Genomic DNA, 22,736 nt, shown 5'->3' with positions numbered 1-22,736 from the left:
TACTTTTCCAGGCATGACCTTTCGGATCTGGCGCAAACCATCATGGCGGATGTGGCAGCTATTGAGCATGCTATGAGCCACGCTATGGCAAAGGCAGTGGGATTCCTGTTCTTTTTTCCGTTGCTTTCGGTTCTGCTGCTCCTTGGCAATGTTAAATTGGGGCTTGCTATCATTCTACCGATTCTGCTTGGATTCGGGCTTCTTTTATTGTCGAAAAACCTTCAGATTCGGGAGTCATTCAAACATTATCAAAAGCTCCGGGACAACTCTGAGAGCTTTCAGGAGGCCATTGAAAATCAGCAGGAAATCAAGAGCTTTGGCTTGACTCAGAAGATCCGGCAGACTCTTTATCAAAAGATGGAAGAAAGTGAGAAAATCCATCTTCGTGCAGAGATTTCAGCGGGTATTCCTATGTTGTGCTCGAATGTCATTCTGCAATTTGCCTTTGTGCTTGTGATCCTGATAGGCGTCCAAATGCTGCATACAGGAGAGATCAATATCCTGTACTTTTTAGGATATGTACTGGCCTCCATTAAGGTGCGGGAAAGCGTAGAAGCGGTCAGCATGAATGTGGCAGAGCTGTATTATCTGGATTCCATGGTCAAACGTATCCGGGAGGTGCGGGAGACAAAGATACAGCAGGGCAAGGATCAGACAATCTCAAGTTATGATATTGAATTTGATAAGGTGTCTTTTTCTTACGATAAGGATACAGAAGTGCTCAAGAACGTCAGTTTCACCGCGAAGCAAAACGAAGTGACTGCCTTAGTGGGTGTGTCCGGTTGCGGGAAAACCAGTATCCTGCGTCTGATGTCAAGACTTTATGATCATGACGGCGGAAGCATCCGGATTGGCGGGCTGGATATCAAAGAGCTCTCTACAAAATCCTTGTTTGAAAAGTTATCCATCGTGTTTCAGGATGTAACGTTGTTTAATACATCTGTTCTGGAAAATATCCGCATTGGGAAAAAGACGGCCACAGACGAGGAAGTCATCCGGGCGGCACGATTGGCCAACTGCGAAGAATTTATCCGGAGGCTTCCGGAGGGGTACAAAACGATGATCGGAGAAAACGGAGCAACACTCTCCGGAGGAGAACGTCAACGGTTATCCATCGCCAGAGCCTTTTTGAAAGATTCACCTATTATCATTCTGGATGAGATTGCAGCCTCTTTGGATGTGGAAAACGAAAAAAAGATCCAGGACAGTTTGAACCGCCTCATTCTGGATAAGACTGTTATCATTATTTCCCACCGTCTCAAATCCGTTGAAAATGCAGATAAAATCGTGGTGATCAACTGCGGGAGAGTGGAAGCGTCCGGTACTCATCTTGAACTGCTCAAAACTTCTCCAACCTATAACAATTTGGTGGAGAAAGCAAAACTGACGGAAGAATTCCAATATTAGCGTAAAGGGGACAGGGTGACTGTTTTTGAACACGGCGCTTATTAGTATTTAGTTCGTTGTGGATACCATCTGCATAGTGAATGGTTTTCTAAACAGGGTGCTGTCCGTTAAAATTCTCATGTTCCTCAGTACTCCGGTTTACATGCGGATGGTTAGCGGGGAAAATAAAAGATTTTGTATGTTTATCGGGTTACTCAGTGAAACATTTTATGGAAACAGAGGCATTGTCATAATACCAAGAAATTTGATGCAACCTTTGTAGGAGGAGCGAGTAGAGAAGATACGGTTGCTATTAAAGAATATGGGGCTGTACGAATATCACATTGTACATCTGGCTATTTTGTCTGATGCATTGAAAGTGGCTAGTAGAAATGAAAAACTGTGCTCATACATGCTCCGAGGGTTATGGAAGAGCGCTGTAAATATTGTTTTTCATTCTGAGGGAAGAAAACATATCAAACAAAGAGTTAAAACCAATATAGAAAGAGGTGTTTCCATGGATATTGTGTTATGGCGTATGAGAATCAAAGATGGCAAGGAAGAAATGGCCCAGGAGTGGATTGCTTTTCTTCAAGAACATCAGGAGGAAGGAAATAAAACACTAAAAAATGAAAAAGAGCATTTGGAGATTTATTTTTTAAATCAAGAAAATGGGGCCGCATATGCCTATATGTTTGTATTGGCCGATGACTTGGACTATGCCGCTAAGACTGCAGAAAACAGCGGCAATCCATTGGATGCAAAACACATGGAATACATGAGCGTTTGTGTCGATTTGGAGGATTGTACACAATTGAGTCCTGTCTTGGTTTTGGGAGATTTTTCTGTGTTTCATTCGAAAAAATGATAAAAACAACGGATCATCCTTTTTTGCGATGGTCCGTTGTTTAATTATATGCAAAAGCTACTACGGTAATTGATGCGAAAATGTCATTTAGAAGAGTTTATACCGTTGCCAGATATCCTCAGAAAAATAAACACACTCTACTCTTTGGAACATTGTAAAAGTACCTTTCAATTGCAGTTGAAGTCTGGAGATAGCATACCCATTATAATTCAAAAAACAGTCAACAAGTTTAGCGCTAAACTTGTTTGACTCATTTTGGAGTATAGGTTATGACAACTACTCATAACAAACGTGTTCTTATGCAGGAACAGATAAAACTTATTAATGAATGCCGCACTGACTGGTGTCATAAAAAAGGCATTGTGCTAAGTACTTTTTACAACTGGGTTAGCAAATGCTGTAAAGAATCCACTGATATCCTGGAACCTAATTATGGCCACCATGAGACTCCTCTGCCTAAATAGGATGTAGTCTTGATATAGTTTCGGATGTAGTTCTGGAATCGGCTGCAGCATTTCAGTAGCAGACTCCATTGAACTTTGACAATTCACATATGATCGAGGTTATTGTAAATGGTATTATAATCTGGCTCACGAATAATACAGATCCCATTCTCCTTACACATACAATAAAGTTACTGAAGATGCTGCCGTGTTAGGAGATATCTACGGTCTGTAAAGATCTGCATTGTCTGTGTCTGCATCTACATGATGAAGTCCATTGATGGTCTCTGTGCTATTGTGCAAGAGCACAGAAAGTTGGATACAAAAAAGAGAATTGTGCTGTTCTTGGCAACCTATATAATGTTTGGAAATCGCATTTTTGTGAGGACCTTCTCGTAGTACGGTATTTTCCACTACCACATCTTCGTACCTTTGGGCTATGAAACACTAACCCTTCTTTTAATAAACGTGGCCGACATTAGCATCGGTAATAAAAAAGCAATTGCCAACATGATTGATGGAAATACCTATATATCAGACATAAGAGACTTGAGAGCACAGAGAATGAGCGCTGTGTTTGTCAATGACAGAGCTAACGCAGTAAACATAAAGAAACTTCAAAGAATCATACAATTGTTGCCAACCACATATAAGTAAAACTACTCACCAGTATAAGTCTGGAGTTTTTATGGCTGCTCTGGTTTGTATATTTTGCATTGCTGAAATCAATAAAAGTAAGCAATTTTTATATAATCTGACAACATGATAATTTTTCTCGCAGAGATGCCACGTTCTTAAATGTTGCCATCCCGAGTTTTTTGACGGTTCCGGGATTGTTTTGTAGAATTAATTCGTGCGCCGGTATACTAGATATTTGGTCAAAAATGAAATTAGGTATTGACATTTCTGGATGGAAGTGGTAAAGTCGAAAAAGGTTAGTATAAACTAACTGACGGGGTTTATATTTCGCATTCCAAGTGAGAGACTTTTTTAACAGAATGGTTAGTTAAAACTAACTGATTAATTGACAGAAGGAGGACTATAGATGAAAACAAGAGTATTATCTCTGTTATTGGCGTGTGTACTGGGACTATCTCTGTGTGCCTGCTCCAATGGAGGACAGATGGAAACTTCGACAGCAGAGGATTTGTTCACTCAGACAATTGATAAAGAGGACAGGTCCGCGCAAGAGAGTGATAAAATTGTGATCACTGATCAACTGGGACGCACCATTGAATTTGATGAACCACCCCAGAGACTGGCTACAACGATCATGCCATTCCCTTATATCTTCTACGCTGTAATGGGGAATAATGATTACATGGTCGGTTGTAATCCTTCTTCCGTGATTGCTTACGAAGATAGTGCGCTGCGGCATATGTATCCTACTATGGCTAAGGTTGACACAAGTTGGGTGGACACTAGCTTCGTAGTCAATATAGAGGAGTTGCTGAAGCTGAAACCCGATGTGGTTTTTCAGTGGAACTATATGACCGAAGAGATCGAAAAGATGGAAAACGCAGGTCTGAAAGTCATTGCACTCCAATATGGCACTATGGACGATCTGGAAACCTGGATTCGCATTATTTCCTCTCTGTATCAGCAGGAAGAACGCGGAGAAGAGTTGATCGATTATTTCTATGCTCAGGTGGCGGAGGTAAGTGATAGAGTTGCCACTCTGAACACTTCTGAATTCAGAAGCATCCTACAGCTTTCCGACAATCTGAAGGTTGCTGGTCAGGGATTCGGCTATTACTTATGGGACAACAGCGGTGCTATCAACCCTGCGGGAGACCTGTCTGGCGAAGAGCTGAATGTTGATATGGAGCAGATCTATTTGTGGAACCCTGAGATCATATATATCGGTAACTTCACCGATCTGCAGCCCTCCGACTTGTTGGAAAACAAGCTGGAAGGTCAGGACTGGTCCCTTGTTCGGGCTGTCAAGGATGGCGAGGTCTATAAAATTCCTATCGGTGGATACCGCTGGGATCCCCCTGGAGTTGAAACTCCTCTGACGATCAAATGGATGGCCAAAATTCAGCATCCTGAGCTTTTTGGCGATATGGATATGGAGACCGAACTGCGTGACTTTTATCAGGAGATGTACGGATTCACGCTGACAGATGAGATGGTAGCTGAGATTTTGGGTGATACTCAGAGTTAAATAAAACTTAATGAAAATTTATGCAGGGAAGTGTGAATTTATGAGAAAGATTGCGTTTTACGGAAAAGGCGGTATTGGGAAGTCTACCCTGACCTCATCCATTGCCGCGGCGATTGCAGGAATGGACAAACGGGTCATGCAGATCGGCTGCGATCCCAAAGCGGACTCCACTTTAAATTTGAGAGCAGGTCAGGAACTTACCTCGGTAATGGACGTACTGCAGACATACGGCGGACTTTGCCCCAGTCTTGATGCAATTTCTGTCAAGGGGTATCGGGGGATCGTCTGCGTAGAAGCTGGTGGCCCCACACCCGGAAGCGGTTGTGCTGGTCGCGGCATTATCAAGACCTTTGATACTCTGGACGATTTTAATGCATTTCAGGTTTATGCCCCGGAATATGTGTTCTTCGATGTGCTTGGCGATGTGGTATGCGGTGGGTTTGCAGTTCCCGTTCGACAGGGATATGCTGATGAGGTGGTGATTGTGACCTCTGGCGAGAAAATGGCGCTATATGCCGCTGCTAATATCAAGAAGGCCTTGGACAACTTCCAGGAACGCGGTTACGCTAAGCTTCGCGGAATCGTTCTTAACTGTCGAAATGTCCCCGATGAGATTGCCATTGTTGAGGATTTTGTGCAACGGATCGGAACAGAGATCATTGGTGTTGTCCCGAGAGATTCCGACATTCAGCGAGCCGAGGAGCAAAATATGACCGTGGTCCAGATGGATTCTGAACTTCCTGTTTCTCAAACCATCATCGACATCGCCAAACGCATTATGGTACCTGTGGAGGAACAGAAGGAAGGTGCTGTATGAAAAAAGAACTATATCACCTGACGATCGCGAATCTTGACCCCGCCGCGCCGGAATTAGGCACTAAAGGAAAAGTGGTCAGTGGACCCTGCCTTCATTACAGCGCACCCAGTGCGGGAGGATGGGGAATTGTCCGAACCGCGATGCTGGTACCGGAAAGTGTATTGTTGTTCGTGGCGCCGCATGGTTGTGGCCGACATGGCTCCGTTTCCAGCATACAGCTGGGATTGCGCAGCCGCATTCGTTACATGGATATTACCGAGGAAGATTTGGTCTTGGGTAGCCATATGGACCGCATTCCTGCTGTTGTAGAAGACATTCTGAGTTGTCTATCGAAGCGTCCTCCTGCATTCTTTATCTGTGCCTCCTGCATCGATGATTTATTGGCCTCTGATTACAAAAATCTGTGTCGCCGTCTAACTGAACGGTATGGGATGCCCTTTGTGGATTGCCACATGAATCCCATCACAGCCAATAGCAGTATGCCGCCAGCTCTGAATATACAGCGCAGTCTTTATGATTTTCTCTGTAAGGAGAAGAATACGCGTGTTCCCAAAGACACGCTCAATGTGATTGGACACTTTTCGCCTATTAATCCGAACGGTGAGTTTTTCTCCCTGATGAATGAGGCGGGGTTCGAAAAGGTGCTTCAGCTCAGCGCTTGCCAGACCTTTGAGCAGTTTATGGAAATGCGACATAGCAGTCACAATTTGCTCATCAAGCCCTTTGGTCGGGTCGCCTGCCAGGAGATGGAGCGTCATCTGGGTATTCCCTGGCATAAAGAGTTCATCCGCTACCATCCGGAAGGGATCCGCCGTGGCTATGAAGGGCTGGAAGCCTTCCTGGAACGAAAAGTTTCCTGGCAGTCCTGCTACGAGAGTTGCATGGATAGTATCTCTCAGTGGCGGAGGCGTTTGAAAGGCTTGCGGGTAGGCGTTGGAATTGGAGTTAACGGCTCTCCCTTTGAAATCGCCATGGCACTGGCTCTATGTGGAGTGGAGATCAGCTTCCTGCTCAGTGATGCTATTATGGAATATGAATGGGAATCGATCGCTCAGTTGAAGCAGAGTTTTCCCGATGTGCCAGTATATACCAGCTATCATCCGAGTATGTCTATGGCGGAAGCTGTCCCGGAAGAAGCAGATGTTACAATTGGTTTTTCCGCCTCCTATGTGTGCCCGTCTTCAAAATTGTTTACGTTGGACGCTGATGACCAACACTACGGTTTTGAAGCGTTTACTGCTCTCCTTCAGGGCGTGGAGGATGCTTTGAACAGTGATATTTCTGCCCGGGCTTTGCTCTACACCAAGGGACTTGTGGTGTAAAGCCATTTGTTTTCATAAACAATTGTTAGGAGGTTCTCTATGCGAGGTTTTTATTCGATTTTACCCACGCTGTCTCCGGATTTTTCTGGCGTATGTAGCACTCTGTTTGAATTGGGTGGTATTTTAGCTATCCATGATGCGGGTGGATGCACAGGCACTTACACTGGTTATGATGAACCTCGATGGTTTGACCAGCGCAGCCGGGTGTTTACATCTAATTTAGATGACGCCGAGGCAGTATTCGGAGATGATAGCATCTTTTTAAATAAACTTCTTTCTGCAGATGAATGGTTGGACAGCAAGTTTTTTGCACTGCTAGGTAGTCCTTCTCCTGCCGTTCTAGGAACGGATTATCGTGCTCTTGCCAAATTGGTTGAAAACAGAACAGGCAAGAAAGCAATGAGTTTTCCTACCAAAGGGACGGATTTTTACGATCGCGGCGTTTCAATGGCGCTTCTGAGGTTGGCTAAAACCTTTTTGCCTGAACACCGGACAGACGTGCTTCCTCGCTCAGTAAATCTCATTGGAGCCACTCCTTTGGACCTGACCCATCAGCGGAATGTGGATGTCCTTCGCAAGGTTTTGGAAGATGCAGGATTCACTGTTTGCTCTGTATGGGCTATGGGTAGCACTTTGGAGGAGATTAGCGGTAGTGTAAGTGCGGCCTGCAACATTGCTCTTACGGTTTCAGCCTTGCCCGTCTGCCGATACTTGGAGAGCAAGTATGCAATGTCTTGGCTGGCGGGAAGTTTCTCTGGCCGGAAACCCTTGCAACGGTTCCTGATTCAGTTGGAAAATCTCTTATCCGAGGTTCCTGTTCTGGAAGAAGAGGAGAAGACTGTTGAAAAATATGAAGGACTTTGTGCATTGGTCATCGGTGAACAGCTCTTGGCAAACAGTGTGCGGGAATCCCTAGAACTGGATAGAGAATTTACTTCCGTGGACGTTTGCACCCTGTTTGACGCAGACCAGCAGCTGATGCGTTCTGGAGATCAGGCTCATATCAGCGAAGCGCAGCTTGAAGAAAGAATTCGTTCTGGGCGCTATGATTTGGTTATCGGTGATGGCTTTTTCCGAGAATTGGATTGGGCCGACAGCCCCACCGGTTATGTGGAACTTCCTCATGTTGCAGTCTCCAGTCGCCTTGGATGGACCAGTCAGGTCTGCCCCTTTGGTGATAAGTTCCTGGAACTGCTGGATGCCGCTTTACGGGAGGGCGTGTGATGAGAAGTGCGCAACTGAGTCGAGCGAAACAATGTGCTATGGTATTGCTGTTGGCGATGGCATTGACCGGCGTGTTTCTGATTTTGTTATGTGTGGGGCGCTATTCGGTGCCTCCTTTGGAAGCCTTCCGAATTATGGGAGTAGCCCTCTTTCGGGATGGACAGGCATTGGAGGCGTTGAAGGCGGAGAATCCTTTTGGGGTTAGTGTTATTCTGGGCTCACGCCTTCCACGTCTATTGATGGGGATGATTGTTGGCGCGGGGCTTTCTGTGGCGGGAGCTACATATCAGGCTATTTTCGGGAATCCGCTGGTTAGCCCGGACATTCTGGGTGTCTCCTCCGGCGCGGGTTTTGGAGCTTCTTTAGGTATTCTCCTGTCTACCAGCACCCTCATTATTCAGGGATCCGCTTTAACGTTTGGACTGCTGGCTGTACTTATGGTTTTTCTGGTTTCAAAAGTAAATGGTCGGACGGAGTTGTTTACTCTGGTACTCTCGGGTGTTATTATTCAGGCATTGTTTGACGCACTGGTTTCCCTTATTAAATATGTTTCGGATCCCCAGGAAAAATTGCCAGCCATTACAGTTTGGTTGATGGGAAGTCTGGCCAGTTCTTCTTATAAAGATATCATCGTTTCGTGCGTGATCATCCTGCCCTGCATTGCAGTACTTCTGACGCTGCGCTGGAAAATGAATCTTCTGTCTTTGGATGAAGAAGAGGCTCGTTCGTTGGGGGTCAATGTTCATCGTCTGCGCTCTGTTGTTATCGTGCTTTCCACACTGATGACCGGTGTGACGGTTTCTCTGTGCGGTGTGATCGGATGGATCGGTTTGGTTATTCCTCATGTTGGACGGATGCTTGTTGGCAATGACCATCGTGCATTATTACCAGCCAGCGCGCTTCTTGGTGCGCTCTACCTGCTATTGATCGACACTATTGCCCGTACTGCCACCGCGGCGGAGATCCCGCTTTCCATTCTAACCGCGATCATTGGAGCGCCTTTTTTTGCGTGGATGCTACGAAAGACTTCAGGAGGTTCTACATGATTTTAGAGGTAAAAAATGGTTGCTTTTCTTACAACAGCCGGTCTATATTGTCCGATATCTCCTTCGAGCTGGAAGAGCATAAGGTCATGACGGTTCTGGGGCCAAACGGAGTTGGAAAAACCACGTTGCTCAAATGCATTATGGACTTTCTCCATTGGAAGCAAGGGGAAACCTTTATTGCGGGCCAACCCCTGCGGACTTATAAAGAAAAGGAACTTTGGCAAGTGATCAGCTATGTACCGCAGGCGAAGCGGAGCGTGTTTTCTTACCGTGTGCTCGACATGGTGGTAATGGGCCTGAACGCGAGCCAAAACTTTTTTAAGGTTCCTGATCAATCGCAGTACGATCAGGCAGAGGAGCTTCTGAACTTGCTAGGGTGTCGGAAACTTATTGACCGATACTGCAATCAGCTCTCGGGAGGAGAGCTTCAGATGGTGATGATCGCCAGAGCGCTAATTTCCAGACCTCAGCTTTTGGTGTTAGATGAGCCGGAATCCAATCTGGACATGAAAAACCAACTTCGCATTCTGGATGCCATTGAGCGTGCTTCGCGTGAAATGAACGCCGCCTGCCTGATCAACACGCATTTTCCAAATCATGCCCTTAATATATCGGATCAGACTCTAATGCTGGGACTGGGACAGAAAAAACTGTTTGGTGCGACAAAGGATTTGCTTAACGAGGAAAATATTGAGCGATTCTTTTCTGTGCGTTCCAAAATTGTTTCTTTTCAAGCAGATGGCCAGGAACACCAGAACATTTTTCCTTACCGTATTGCTTCTCACAGCAGAGGAGGTGGCATAACATGATTCCGTTTAGCTATGATTTTATGCAACCAATGTATCCGCTCCTGATCCAGCAATTTCTGGACGATTACAATCTGTCTGCCGGTGTGGCTTTAGATATTGGAACAGGACCTGGAAATCTGGCGGTTGAGCTGGCAAAAGTAACAGCAATGGACCTGATTTTGGTGGATATTGACGGAGAAGCGCTTCGGACCGCACAGAACCGCCTGTGTGAATTGGGGGTGGATAACCGAATTTCTACCCTGTGCGCTGATGTGGAAAAACTGCCTTTACGGGATAACCTGGCGGATTTTATCATGTGTCGTGGTTCTATCGGCTTTTGGCCGGTTCCCGTCCAGGGAATAACTGAAATTTATCGGGTACTGAAGCCTGGTGGATGTGCCATTGTCGGCGTGGGCGCCGGACGGTATATGCCGGAAACCATGCGCCGCAGGATCTATGGGTCCATGTCTGCTTCAGATAGAACAACTTCCCCCCGCCAATATACTCTTGAAGATTACGATGCCTTTGCCCGGCAGGCCATGCTGTCGGATTACCGCATCATTCTCGAGGATGATATATCCAAAGGGTGTTGGTTGGAAGTAAAAAAATAGAAAATTCCATCGTTTCAGGAGCTCTGTCCGACACCGATGGAGTTTTTTATTTTTTATTACAAGATAGGAGATATTGTATCAAATATCCGCGATCATGCTCGTCAGGAGAAGTGGGAACGCGCGATTGATAAATTTGTGATGACCAGTGCTGAAGAGCGGCAACAGGATAAGAATACTACAGGATGCATATCTGTACCGTTAGTGCCTGCTATCAAGGTATCCAATATCATAGAAAGCTCCGTTAGCTATGCTCACACTAAACAGTGATGTTTTGGCTCCTCGTAAAATTGCTTGGAACGGTCGTTTTGTGATCCATTCCCGTAGCGCTGAAGCCACGATTAGCAAGTTCAGAAAAGAGGGAAGAACAATAACCAAAGTGGTGCAGATGAATCCAGGTAATCCTGTTACTGACCGCTTATATATCTGGCAATATTGATCACAATGGAGACGGGAGAGTTTGGCTGAGCACGATCAAATCTATTAACACAGCCTCACTGAACTATCCGTTTCCCATGATCACGTCAGTATGCTCCTTTAAAGGCAAACACTCCGATTTTTAAAATTACACGAATAGTTTCCAATAAATCATATTCTGGGGAAGCTCTGATGTTCATTTTACTTCAAAACGTTATGGCATGAAAATTGATGGAGCTGCATATGTAACGGTGGCTTCGCAGAGCGCGTATGCAATGGCTTCTCTTTGGTATTTTAAGCGAAAAAATAAGAATTAATACAATTCGCATTGAAAAAACGCTTTTCTCGGGAATCATTTGGAGTAGGTTTTTCTGCGATGCTGATGCAGGTGACGATACTGGTATAGCAAACTGTACTTTATAATCTTGCGGCGCAGCATGGCGGAGATACATGGCAGATTATACTCGGCGTGGCATACCGGGTAGTGCCTTTTGCATTTATTCCTTTATAGGACTTTCTCAGGTATATCAGCCAGCGTTCGGAACCAATTACAATACAAAACAGTGCGACCGGGTAAAGGATATTACGAAAGTATTTGCAATCACAGCAATTTTATTAGTGTTTATTTGCTAACTGACGATTATGTTAGTACCGAAGACAATTCTCTCTATGTTTATTACAACGCCGTCCGTAGTGGAACTGGGTGTAGGGGATTTCCGTCTGTTTCTACTGTAATATATTTTATTGGGAGTCTGAACTGTGATTCTGCCTCTGATGCAGTCTCTTGGCAGAGCTACGCGAGTGTTCTGGTTATTTTTCGCCAAATAGCCATCTACAACCTGCGGCCTATCATCATGCCTTATATTGCCGGATTTGGTGTATATAGCGTATTTTCCATAACGCTTATTATTGATATGACAGTTTTTATTGTTGTGGATGGTATGATGCTAACTGAATTTAGAAGAATGGATGTTTTAAAATCTATTGGAAGATAAAAAAATTTATGGAATCATTTATACAACGTTACGAATTTTTATGGTCGAAACAAGTACATAAAAAGGATGATTGTTTTATGTGCGGAATAAAAGGTTTTAGATGATTTGGAGAGCAAGTGTAGTGCTGGTTTGGTCAATGTACAAGGAGTATTATCCCATAATAGTAGGGAAGGTTATACTGTTTTTCTTGATAATTACCAGGTTGCTCTACAAAAATTATTTTTATCTATGAAGACATTGGTATGAGTAAAAAGGTTGATATATACATAATTTTGAGATTTTATACATTTATATATTGCGCAACAAATATTATTATTAAGTATAATGATTTATAAGCGCCTTGCTTAACAAAATACTATTTTGCCACTCCATAGCCAGAGAAAGTTTCTGGGCTGGAAATGTATCTGGAATGATTCTAAAATAAAAAATTATAATTACGTATTTGCATTTAGCTTTGGGAATGCAGGATAAAATAATCCGTATAATAACTACAGACCTTATCAAATTTTTAAAAGAGCAATTGTTAAATAAAAGACTATCCTCTACAGGGATAATGAAAGGTACACTACCCTCCAATAACCCATTAGATGGTGAGTAGGCATTAAGAAAAGACTTAAAAAGCTCCGTGATAAAACTAAATTTTTGTTATATGAGGTTGTAGGCCCCTTCACTTTTTCCTTTATAGGAGTGAAGGGGCTTGTTTAGTTCCTGTTGTTCCTTGAAAACTTTATATTCAACGATTTCACTACGTTAGCTGTCTAGCGCGAATACGGCAATTGGTATAGAAAAAAAGACTTCTCTGTCAGCTTACAGGAGCTATGGTGTCCTGTTACTCTATTTATATGTGTAGATTGAGACAGAATAATTTCACTACGAAAAGTTATGCCATTTGTTAAAAAGTAATATGAAAATATAGAATTCGTCATCTTATTATGAAGATTATATAGTAGTTTGCAGAGATGCATTATTTGTTAATATTTAGTCTGAGCGATCGTTATACCGTTATTCAAGTTTTATAAATAACAGATTAGAGTAAAAAACAGGTTTTTTAAATGTTAATGAATGTGATTTTGACATATAAAAGAATCGATAATAAGTAGGAAATATAATTAGGTAGGTGGCTTATTTATATAGTAGTTAAAAAAGTTTAATTTGAGCTCCTTACCTTATTTGTAATGATTGGTCATTTTTCATACATTGGATTTAGTAGATAAAAAACATGAAGAACAGGTTTTACTGACATGGTCATAAAGAACAGATCTCCTTGAGTACAGCTGATGTACGGGAAGTTTGATATGTTGGTTTTTCGCTGCTTCTGTTAGATATAGAGATGTCTAATGTTTGAAAATTGAATGTATTTAAAACAGACAAAAGATAAGAAAAAAAGGCAGGAATCCAGGGCTGATAATTTACTCAATCAGCATTTTCTTTGCATTTTTGCTCAAAATACCAGGTGTCGTTCACCTCCGGATTTGTTCTTCATTTCATATTTTAAGAATTGGAGGACAAGCCCTATGGCGGAAGAAAGGAATTATACCATTATTGTACAGAGAGAACGTGTGGAAGTGAGCAGAGAAGTTTATTATGCCTATCATAAAGCCCGTGAGGCGGAACGATATCAGAATCGTGTCATCCGGCAGATCGAGATGTCGCTGGAACGGTTCCAGGAGGAAGGGGTGAACACGGAATACCGTGTGGTCCGTTCGGCTCCGGGAATTGAGGAGGAAATGATCCGGGCCGAAGATAACCGCAGACTGTATCAGGCGCTGGAAGAACTGAACGTAGAAGAACGGCTGTTGATTGATGCTTTGTTCTTTTCTGGGATTACGGAAGGCGAACTGGCAGCCCGTCTCGGAGTTACCCAGCAGGCAGTGAGTAAGCGGAAGAAACGGCTTCTGAGAAAGCTCCGTGAAAAAATAGAATAAATTTTTTGTTTTCTGAGGTTGTGGGCCCCTTCACTTTTTCCTTTATAGGAGTGAAGGGGCTTATTCAGTCCCCGTTGTTCTTTGAAAACTTTATATCCAGCGATTACGATACGTTAGTTGTCCAGCGCGAAAGCGAAAGCGGCATAGAAAGATACGCCACGACCACCTGCAGGATCTCTAGTGTCCTGTTAATCTTATCATATCGAAGGTGCAGAGCGGTTTTTTCTGTTCTTTAAATGGCCCGTGGCCGGGCCATACCGCCATGACCTGGGCAGCCTATGATGATACTTCCGTCTAGTCACAGCCCCTCTTGACCGAGGGATCACGCAATGAGGGCGGCAGCCGGAGATCCCGGCTGAGGCAGCAAAAGAAGCTGTGCCTATGACGGCCTTGCCAGGGCTGGTTGTAATCGACTGCCAGGCTCCGGGGAGGTGTGCCGAATAGGAGCATAAAGTATTTAATAAAAATGAAATGAAGAACAAGTACGTTTTTATATTGTGTGGCGGCAGCTGTATCTTAAGCGCCGCCATCAGATATATTTTTACTGAAACGCTGAATCTTTGTCAGATTGGCAAAGCGTACTTATTAGATATGGTGATAGCTGTTTTATGATAAGCCAGATATGATGTGGTACAGAAAGAATAGACCATCAGAGGAGGAAGCGATCATGAGAAATGATAGCAAAAAGACAGTAGCAATGTATATCCGATTTGGGAGAGCAGAATCGGTCCATCACAACCCTTGCAAGCATGACAGCATCGACTGGAAACAGCAGTGAGAGGATTACCAAAAGGAGCAGGAAAACTATCCCTTGAGTAAAGTCTGGTTTTAAAAGAGAACGGGATAAAACTACATAGAGTTTCATCCCCTTGCTAAATACAAGTGAGGGGATTTTTTGTTTTCAGAAAAACAGACATGAGAGAGGATAACCAAAGTGAATATTTTAAGAGGCGATTTATACTATGCAGACCTGACACCGGTAACCGGCAGCGAACAGGGCGGCATAAGGCCGGTGCTGATGATCCAGAATGACATGGGCAACCGGTTCAGCCCAACCGTGATCGTAGCGGCCGTAACTAGCAGACAGGACAAGCATCCGCTGCCGACTCATGTCCTAATCAGTCCAAGCCACTGCGGCCTGAAAGAACATTCCGTTGTACTGTTAGAGCAGATCCGGACCATTGACCGTGTCCGCCTGAGAGAGTGCATAGGCCGGTTACCGGAAGAGGATATGGAGCAGGTAGATCATGCGCTGCGGATCAGCATCGGCCTTAGTTAGACGGAAAACAACGAAACCACAGAAAGAGCCGAGCCGTATATATATTTAAAGTTCGATTGAACGTTGTAGTCCAGAATAGGAGGGAGAGGATCTTATGAACGAAAAGCAAAAAGCATGGGTATATACCCGGATCGATGCACCGGAGGACCGGTATGGGAGCTTGAAGCGGCAGGACCAGAAGCTAACCGAATATGCCTCCCGCATGGGGTGGGAGGTAGTCGGTCATTCCCAGGACATTGGTTCCTGCCGGGATATGAACCGGCTCGGACTCCAGGCATTGACCGATGCGGTATCACAAGGGGGTGTGAATATCCTGGTGGTGAGCGGTCCCGACCGTCTGAGTCGCAATGCAAAGGACATCATTGTCTATGCAGAGTTTTTACAGAACTTTGGTGTGGAGGCTTATTCGCCGAAACAGGGGAAGATTGAAGTGCTTTGCACTTCTGTGTTAAAGGACTCGGCATTAGCGGTACCGGAAGATAGTCCGAATTTATCCATTCATTAGGAGGCAGGCCATGGAACAGAAGAAAGAAACGAACGAGGTCCGGTATAGTGTGGCCCGGAAATGCTTTGCACTTCTGTGCTAAAGGATTCGGCATTAGCGATACCGGAATACGGTCTGAATTTATCCATTCATTAGGAGGCAGACCCATGGGACAGAAGAAAGAAACAAACGAAGTCCGGTACAGTATAGCACGGAAACTGCTGAATTTGATGCTGGAAAATGGCTTTATTTCAGAGGAGGAATACAAAAAAATCGATGCCTTGAATCGGGAAACATTTTCTCCGGAATTGTCGAAAGTATATGGGTAAAAACACTGGATATATCTGAAAACTTGTGGTATTGTGTGGTGCTAACAGGAGAACAAAGAAAGGAAGGAGAGAAGCCTATGGAGAAGAAGGTTGTAAAGAAAATCATAAAAATCGAGCCTGTTAGCAGCGGTTCCGCCGCCAATGCGGTGGAAGTCAAACGTGTCTGCGCCTACTGCCGCGTCAGTACGAACTCAGCGGACCAAAAGAATTCCTTTGAAGCCCAGGTAGACTATTATACCCGGCTGATTGGAGAGGAGGAGGGCTGGGTGCTGGCCGGTATCTATGCAGACGAAGCCAGGACCGGCACAAAGCTGTACCGGAGAGATGACTTCCAGCAGATGATGGAGGACTGCCGGCAGGGAAAAATTGATTTGATCCTGACAAAATCCGTGACCCGGTTTGCCAGAAACACGTTGGACAGCATCAAAGCTATCCGGGAACTGAAGGCCCTTGGGATAGGCGTTTACTTTGAGAAGGAGAGGGTCAACACCCTTATGGAAAAGAGCGAACAGATGATAACCATCTTGAGCTCTATCGCCCAGGGAGAATCCGAGAGTATTTCCACCAATAATAAGTGGTCGGTAGTACGGAGATTCCGAAATGGTACATTCATTATAAGCAGTCCACCGTATGGTTATGAGAATAATGAGTATGGAGAGCTGGTTATCAAAAAAGAAGAGGCAGAGATCGTGCGCTGGATTTTTGATGAATACCTGGGAGGAAAAGGGTCCTACACCATTGCCGCAGAACTGGAAACAGCAGGGATTCCCACGATCCGTGGAGCAAAGGAATGGCTGGACAGTGTGGTAAAGGGGATTCTTCAGAACTGTGCATATGAAGGGGATCTGCTGCTTCAGAAAACCTATACGACCGATGGAGTCCCATTCACTCGCAAAAACAATCGGGGAGAATTGCCCCAGTATCTGATAGCGGATGACCATGAGCCCATCATTACCAGAGAGGAGGCTGCGGCTATCCGCCAGATTTATGAGTATCGGAGGGAACAGCAGTGTGTGGAGGATACCAGTGTATATCAGAAGCGGTATGCATTCAGCAGCCGGATTCTCTGCGGGGAGTGTGGGACAAAATTTCGCAGGCAGAAAATCTACATCGGAAAGCCATATGAAAAAATCCAGTGGTGTTGCTACCAGCATATTAAAGACAGTAAGAAATGCAGCCAGAAGGCAGTCCGTGAGGACGTCATCCAGGCTGCATTTCTTAGGCTCTGGAACCGGCTAGCCAGCAATTATGAGGAGATCCTGATCCCCATGCTGGCGGCGTTGAAGGCAATCCAGGGCAACCCAGAGCAAGACAGGGAAATGCAGGAGATAGAACAGAATATTCAGGAACTAAAACGGCAGGGCTATAGGCTGGGCAGGGTATTAACCGAAGGCAGCATAAGCTCTGCCATTTTTATTGAGAGACAGAACCAGATTGAGGCACAGCTGGAAGCGGACCGGAGGCGGCTGCGGCAGCTGCAGGGGCAGAAAGCCTTTGAATGGGAGATATCCCAGACCGAATATCTGATAAGCGTCTTCCGCAACCGTCCTGCCATCCTGGAAGCGTATGACGAGGAACTCTTCCTACTGCTGGTGGAACGTATCACAGTGCTGCCCGGACGCCGGCTGGTATTCCGTCTGAAGAATGGTCTGGAACTGGAAGAAAATGAACAGGAGGTGAGCTAAGTATGAGACAACGCCATATGCCGCTGGGGTATCGGATGGCGGAAGGAAAAATAGTAATTGATCCAGAAACGGCAGAGATTATAAATCGAATCTTCCAGGAGTATTCAGAAGGAGCTTCCCTGTACCAGCTTGCGAGAAAACTTACAGAACAGGGGGCACTCAATGCAAACCATAAGCCGGTGTGGAATCATGGGACGGTTGGAAAAATCCTGGAGAATCGAAAGTATCTGGGAGACGAATTTTATCCAACAATGATAGAACTAGAACTGTTCACCCAGGTACAGGAGCGCAGGAAAGAAAAGAGCAGGGAGCTGGGGCGTGTCATGCAGCCTAACAGCTTCGGGAATCGCTCTATGTTCGCAGGCAGTCTGATCTGCGGAGTCTGCGGGCAGCCCTACCGCCGGTACGTGGAGCACTGCGGACAGCCGGGAGAAAAAATCGTCTGGAAATGTAAGCACTACATAAATGAAAACAGGGTGTGCTGCCGGAACATATTCCTGGTAGACAGCCAGATCATCCAAGCATTTATGGAACTGATGAGAGGGGTGAAGGAGGGGAGGTTCCAGATAGAGCCGGAAACCATCGTGCAGGGCCTGCCATATAGCCGTGAGGCGGCAGAACTGACCAGAAAGCTGCAGGAATTGGAGGAAAAGCCGGAGTATCCATCCGAGGAGATGGTACGGCTGATTTATGAGCGGGCCAGATTACAGTACCGGGTGTCCAGAATTCAGGACCAGAATTACCAGACAGAAAAACTGAAAACAGTCCTGGAAGAAAATCCACTCCAAAAAGAATTTAATAGTGAACTTTTTAAGGCAACGATACATCGGATTACCGTTCACAAGGACAGACGGTTCGAATATGAATTAATGAATGGTGTAAAAATTGAGCTTCCTATCCAGGAAGCAGCAGAAGGGAGGAAACCGGATGAGACGGGCCAGAACAGCAACCGTTGTAAAGAAAAACATCTCTGTAATTCCAGCCAATCCGGAATTCAGCCGTGATACAAGGGCTCAATATAAGCGGCTGCGGGTAGCCGCCTACTGCCGGGTCAGTACCTTGCAGGAACAGCAGGAGACCAGCTATGAAGCACAGGTGAATTATTATACAGAAAAAATCAACAGCAACCCGGAATGGGTGTTTGCAGGAATCTATGCAGATGACGGGAAGAGCGCCACCATGACCCGTAAGCGGAATGACTTTCAAGCAATGATTGATGACTGTATGGCAGGGAAAATTGATATGGTCATCACAAAATCCATCAGCCGCTTTGCCAGGAACACGGTAGACTCCCTTACCCATATCCGAAAATTAAAGGCAAAGAATATTGCCGTGTATTTCGAGAAGGAGAACATCAATACCCTGGGGGATGGCGGGGAAATGCTGATTACCATCCTTAGCAGCCAGGCCCAGGAGGAAAGCCGGAACTTAAGTGAAAATGTCCACTGGGGGTATGTGAGGCAGTTTGAAAACGGAGTGGTGTATGTAAATCACAATAAATTTCTGGGATACACCAAGGATGAAGAAGGAAATCTGGTCATCGTGCCGGATGAGGCAAAGCTGGTCCGCAGAATCTTCCGATTATACCTGGAAGGAAACAGCATTAACAAAATTGCAGAGACGCTTACAAAGGAAGGAATTCGGACTGTGACAGGAAACACCGTGTGGCATGCCACGGTGATTTCCAAAATGCTGATGAATGAAAAATATATGGGGGATGCGCTGCTGCAAAAAACCTATACCGTGGATTTCCTGGAAAAGAAGAGGGCGGTCAATAAAGGAATCGTACCGCAGTATTACATCGAGGGCAACCATGAAGCGATTATCCCTCGGGAACTGTTTTACCAGGTACAGGAGGAACGGGCCCGCCGGGCGAATGTTTACCGCCCGGCAAAAAAGAAGGGAACCACCATCCGGGGAAAATACAGTTCCAAGTATGTGCTGGCCGACATCATGTACTGCAAAGAGTGCGGACAGCCTTACCGCAGGCAGGTATGGGTGAACGGCGGTACAAAGAAGCCGGTGTGGCGCTGTTACAGCCGCTTGAAGAGCGGAACCAAGAAGTGTAAACATTCCCCCAGCCTGGAAGAAAAAGCGCTCCACGAAGCGATTATGGAGGCCATCAACTCCGTGGTAAAGGATGAAGGGGAGTTCATCGATGCCTTCCGGGATAATGTCATCCGGATCCTGGGCAGCTACTCGGACAACGTGGAGCCAACCGAATATGATGAGAAGATCGATGCACTGCAGAAACAGATGCTGGCCCTAATCGAGGATAGTGCTAAAACGGAGAGCGCCGATGAGGAGTTCGACCGGGCGTATCGGGAGATCACGGACCAGATCCGGGCCTTCAAGAAAAAGAGGACAGAGCTGAGCCGGGAAAAGCAGCTGGCCGAAGCCTACGACCAGAGAGTGGAAGGTATGGGTCAGTACATCCAAAAGACCAACTACCTAAAACGCCAGTTTGATGACGAACTGGTCAGGCGACTGATTAAGGCCATCATGGTAATCAGCGAAGATAAGATTGAAATACAGTTCCACTCAGGGATTGTGATGACCCAGAGAATCAATGAATATGACTAAGACCGGCGGCAGAATCAACGGATTCCTGCCTGCCGGGATCCTGACAGTGGCAAGAATAAAGTCCCCAGACACCGTGTGATATCCTTATCACAGCTGGGGGTTTTATTGTTGGTATTACAGGGAGGAGTAAGAACGATAGACGGGGAGGAACAGCGGAATGATATCGGAAGAGCTGAAAAAGATGTTTGAAGGGCGGATTGCGATGCAGGATATGCATTATGTGGGGAAAGCCTGCTATGGGAGACTGGAGGAGAATCTCAGAGGGAAGATTGAGCTGGGACAGGGCTTTATGGACAGTGGGTATACCAGGCTTACCGTCTCAGTGCTGGAGCGGACCAATGGGCTGGTGGATCAGATGAAGTTTTTGATCAGTGATGTGACTGGTCTGAAACAAGAAACGGAAGGGGAACGGATGGCAGGGCCAGAACTGAGATCGTATAAAGATTCTGTCTGGTGGAATTGTGAGATGGAAGAGGAGGACTACCAGAAGATAGCGGAGGTGGTCAATGGATATCTGTCTCTGTTTCAGTCGGAAGAACTGGTTCAGGGACAGAAGGAGGACGAGTCTCAGGGGCAGGAAGTACAGTCGGGAGCGCTGCCGGGTAATATCCTTACTTAAATCATCGGAACCATGTTTAATATAGAAGGAATAAGGAAGGGAGCGGGGCTTAAATGGAAGTGTTTGTGAAGCGTGAAAACTGGGATGGCGGAATTTGGATGAAGCTGCCGGCTTCGGAGGAACAGGCAGAACAGGTCCAGGAGGAACTGGCCGGGTACCATCCTTCCAGGATGATTCCATTCATAGGAGATGTGAAAGCGCCGGTGTCCGGTCTGGCACATCTGTTAATTGGAGAATTTGTGTTTCAGGATTCAAACCTTGGACAGTTAAACTACCTTGCCGCAAAGATTGGTTCCTGGACGGAACAGGAGCGGGCTGTCTTCGAGACTGTGCTGCAGAATGAAAAGCCGGATTCTTTGATACGGATTGTGGAGGTAATGGAGCATTTAGACCAGTACGAATGCCATCCAGAGATAAAATCCCTAGAACAGTATGGACATGATCTGTTTGAGCGGGAAGGGAGAACGCTGCCGGTGGAACTGACCGGCTATTTTGATTATGAGGCGTATGGCCGTTTCCATATGAAAGCCAGTGAGAGGTTGACAGATGAGGGGCTTATTACAAGAATCAAGGCACCAAAACCGGAAGTAGGAAAGACGCAGAATCCAGAAGTGGTGCAGCCTGGGACAGCAGTATTCCGGGTGTATCTGGTATTTGATAAGAAGTATCCGGAAAAGAACTGTTATTATTTCCCTATGACGGAGAAACAGCTGGAGGCCCTTGAGGAGAAATGCAGAATATATGACGTTTATGAGGTGGCAGACTATCTCAGCAATATCTGGGAGTTGGATCAGTTCTTACCTCCACGGCTCACATTTAGGGAGCTGAACCAGATTGCAATGGAGATACAGAACTTGGCGGATAAAACCACTGTGTCGAGAAAGAAACTTCTGGCTTCACTAGAAGCTGAGGTTCCAAGGGATGCAGATGCAGCAAGTCAGATTATTCGTAATTATAAGGACTATGAATTCCTCCCGGTTCAGGAGTTGTCAGCGGAGTGCTATGCAAAGTATCTGCTGAATTTACATCAGATTTATATCGAGAAGGAACTGGAACCATATGTCCGTCTCGAAGAATTTGGTTTGCAGAAAATGAAAGCGAATGGGCCGGTGGAGACAACATTTGGCACGCTCATCTATAAGGGACATCCGATACAGGAACTGAGTCCGTCTGTTCATGAATTCCGCCTATACAATTCATTGGCTGTAACCGCCTATTGGAGTGGAAGTGAATCCTTTGTGCCGGAGCTTTTAAGAGGGAAGGAACTTCTCTCGTATGAAAACATGATCCGGGAAAAGATTCAGGCCAGCTTAAAAAGCTACCCCGAGAAAGGTCTGGCGGAATATCTGTTTTCTGAACTGCTTAAAAAACGGGTTGCATCTATGACGCCAGATGTAGAGGCATATGCCGGCAGCCTTTGGGGTGTGCTTACAGTAAGAACATACGGAGAATTAAATGACCGGGAGTTGGCGGCTGTGATGGAAGAGTGGAAGGCGATGGCAGATAGCGGCTGGGGAGAAGAACTGTTTTACCGGCCTATTCAGACGGAGATGGGTGAGATTTATATTGGGTTCTGGGATACAGACAATAATGACAACCTGTTTATAAAAACAGAGGAGGAGTTTCGGCGGGACTACCTGGGCGGAAGTCAGATTGGGCAGGAGCTGCAGCTTTAAAAGTAAGTCTTTGAATACAAGTTTTCAATGCAAGCCCAGAACAGTGGTTAAGCACGAAAAGAACAAATGTTCTGA

19 protein-coding genes are annotated in these 22,736 nt (G+C 45.5%); all 19 read left to right on the top strand.

The features are described 5' to 3' along the window. Positions 1-1,407: ABC transporter ATP-binding protein (locus ACLTD4_RS09440; protein WP_412331264.1), on the top strand; the 1,407-nt coding region annotated here is incomplete at its 5' end. 496 nt (positions 1,408-1,903) lie between these two features. Then, entirely contained in the window at positions 1,904-2,254 is a 351-nt protein-coding gene (locus tag ACLTD4_RS09435; RefSeq protein ID WP_092364896.1) for a DUF6176 family protein, read from the top strand. 1,488 nt (positions 2,255-3,742) lie between these two features. Continuing rightward, positions 3,743-4,864: an ABC transporter substrate-binding protein gene (locus ACLTD4_RS09430; protein ID WP_092364899.1), complete on the top strand. Its 1,122-nt coding sequence runs from the start codon at positions 3,743-3,745 to the stop codon at positions 4,862-4,864. 40 nt (positions 4,865-4,904) lie between these two features. Then, positions 4,905-5,681: an AAA family ATPase gene (locus tag ACLTD4_RS09425; RefSeq protein ID WP_117634112.1), complete on the top strand. Its 777-nt coding sequence runs from the start codon at positions 4,905-4,907 to the stop codon at positions 5,679-5,681. After that, positions 5,678-7,003: a nitrogenase component 1 gene (locus ACLTD4_RS09420; protein ID WP_117634113.1), complete on the top strand. Its 1,326-nt coding sequence runs from the start codon at positions 5,678-5,680 to the stop codon at positions 7,001-7,003. Before ACLTD4_RS09425 ends, ACLTD4_RS09420 begins: the two co-directional genes overlap by 4 nt. Positions 7,004-7,042: 39 nt before the next feature. Further along, positions 7,043-8,227, top strand: coding sequence for a nitrogenase component 1 (locus ACLTD4_RS09415; protein WP_092364908.1), 1,185 nt, complete (start codon positions 7,043-7,045; stop codon positions 8,225-8,227). Next, positions 8,227-9,273, top strand: coding sequence for a FecCD family ABC transporter permease (locus ACLTD4_RS09410; protein WP_002565657.1), 1,047 nt, complete (start codon positions 8,227-8,229; stop codon positions 9,271-9,273). Before ACLTD4_RS09415 ends, ACLTD4_RS09410 begins: the two co-directional genes overlap by 1 nt. Continuing rightward, positions 9,270-10,082, top strand: coding sequence for an ABC transporter ATP-binding protein (locus ACLTD4_RS09405; protein ID WP_092364911.1), 813 nt, complete (start codon positions 9,270-9,272; stop codon positions 10,080-10,082). Before ACLTD4_RS09410 ends, ACLTD4_RS09405 begins: the two co-directional genes overlap by 4 nt. After that, on the top strand, positions 10,079-10,672 hold the full coding sequence (locus ACLTD4_RS09400; RefSeq protein WP_117634114.1) for a class I SAM-dependent methyltransferase: 594 nt from the start codon (positions 10,079-10,081) through the stop codon (positions 10,670-10,672). The genes ACLTD4_RS09405 and ACLTD4_RS09400 overlap by 4 nt, the downstream gene beginning before the upstream one ends. Positions 10,673-10,708: 36 nt before the next feature. Beyond that, the gene (locus tag ACLTD4_RS09395; protein WP_092364917.1) at positions 10,709-10,939 is read left to right on the top strand and encodes a hypothetical protein; all 231 of its coding nucleotides are present in this window, start codon (positions 10,709-10,711) and stop codon (positions 10,937-10,939) included. 2,656 nt (positions 10,940-13,595) lie between these two features. Next, positions 13,596-14,006, top strand: coding sequence for a sigma-70 family RNA polymerase sigma factor (locus ACLTD4_RS09390; protein ID WP_048931283.1), 411 nt, complete (start codon positions 13,596-13,598; stop codon positions 14,004-14,006). Between the two features lie 934 nt (positions 14,007-14,940). Next, a complete protein-coding gene (locus ACLTD4_RS09385) occupies positions 14,941-15,285 on the top strand; it encodes a type II toxin-antitoxin system PemK/MazF family toxin (RefSeq protein ID WP_048931282.1) in 345 nt (114 codons plus the stop codon). 94 nt (positions 15,286-15,379) lie between these two features. Beyond that, a complete protein-coding gene (locus tag ACLTD4_RS09380) occupies positions 15,380-15,790 on the top strand; it encodes a recombinase family protein (protein ID WP_048931281.1) in 411 nt (136 codons plus the stop codon). A 146-nt stretch (positions 15,791-15,936) separates the two neighbouring features. Then, on the top strand, positions 15,937-16,098 hold the full coding sequence (locus ACLTD4_RS09375; protein WP_181988625.1) for an SHOCT domain-containing protein: 162 nt from the start codon (positions 15,937-15,939) through the stop codon (positions 16,096-16,098). A gap of 77 nt (positions 16,099-16,175) precedes the next feature. Further along, the gene (locus ACLTD4_RS09370; RefSeq protein ID WP_412331263.1) at positions 16,176-17,783 is read left to right on the top strand and encodes a recombinase family protein; all 1,608 of its coding nucleotides are present in this window, start codon (positions 16,176-16,178) and stop codon (positions 17,781-17,783) included. Between the two features lie 2 nt (positions 17,784-17,785). Beyond that, entirely contained in the window at positions 17,786-18,787 is a 1,002-nt protein-coding gene (locus ACLTD4_RS09365; RefSeq protein ID WP_048931279.1) for a recombinase family protein, read from the top strand. Continuing rightward, entirely contained in the window at positions 18,711-20,366 is a 1,656-nt protein-coding gene (locus ACLTD4_RS09360) for a recombinase family protein (protein ID WP_048931278.1), read from the top strand. Before ACLTD4_RS09365 ends, ACLTD4_RS09360 begins: the two co-directional genes overlap by 77 nt. A 157-nt stretch (positions 20,367-20,523) precedes the next feature. Next, positions 20,524-20,985, top strand: a complete 462-nt coding sequence (locus ACLTD4_RS09355; protein WP_048931277.1) for a hypothetical protein — start codon at positions 20,524-20,526, stop codon at positions 20,983-20,985. Positions 20,986-21,038: 53 nt separating this feature from the next. Then, a complete protein-coding gene (locus ACLTD4_RS09350; RefSeq protein ID WP_117634115.1) occupies positions 21,039-22,661 on the top strand; it encodes an antirestriction protein ArdA in 1,623 nt (540 codons plus the stop codon). The last annotated feature ends 75 nt before the right edge of the window (positions 22,662-22,736 follow it).

Source organism: Hungatella sp., from assembly GCF_046966825.1.
Note: the sequence above shows the minus strand (reverse complement) of the source record. Positions and strands in the feature narration are given on the sequence as shown.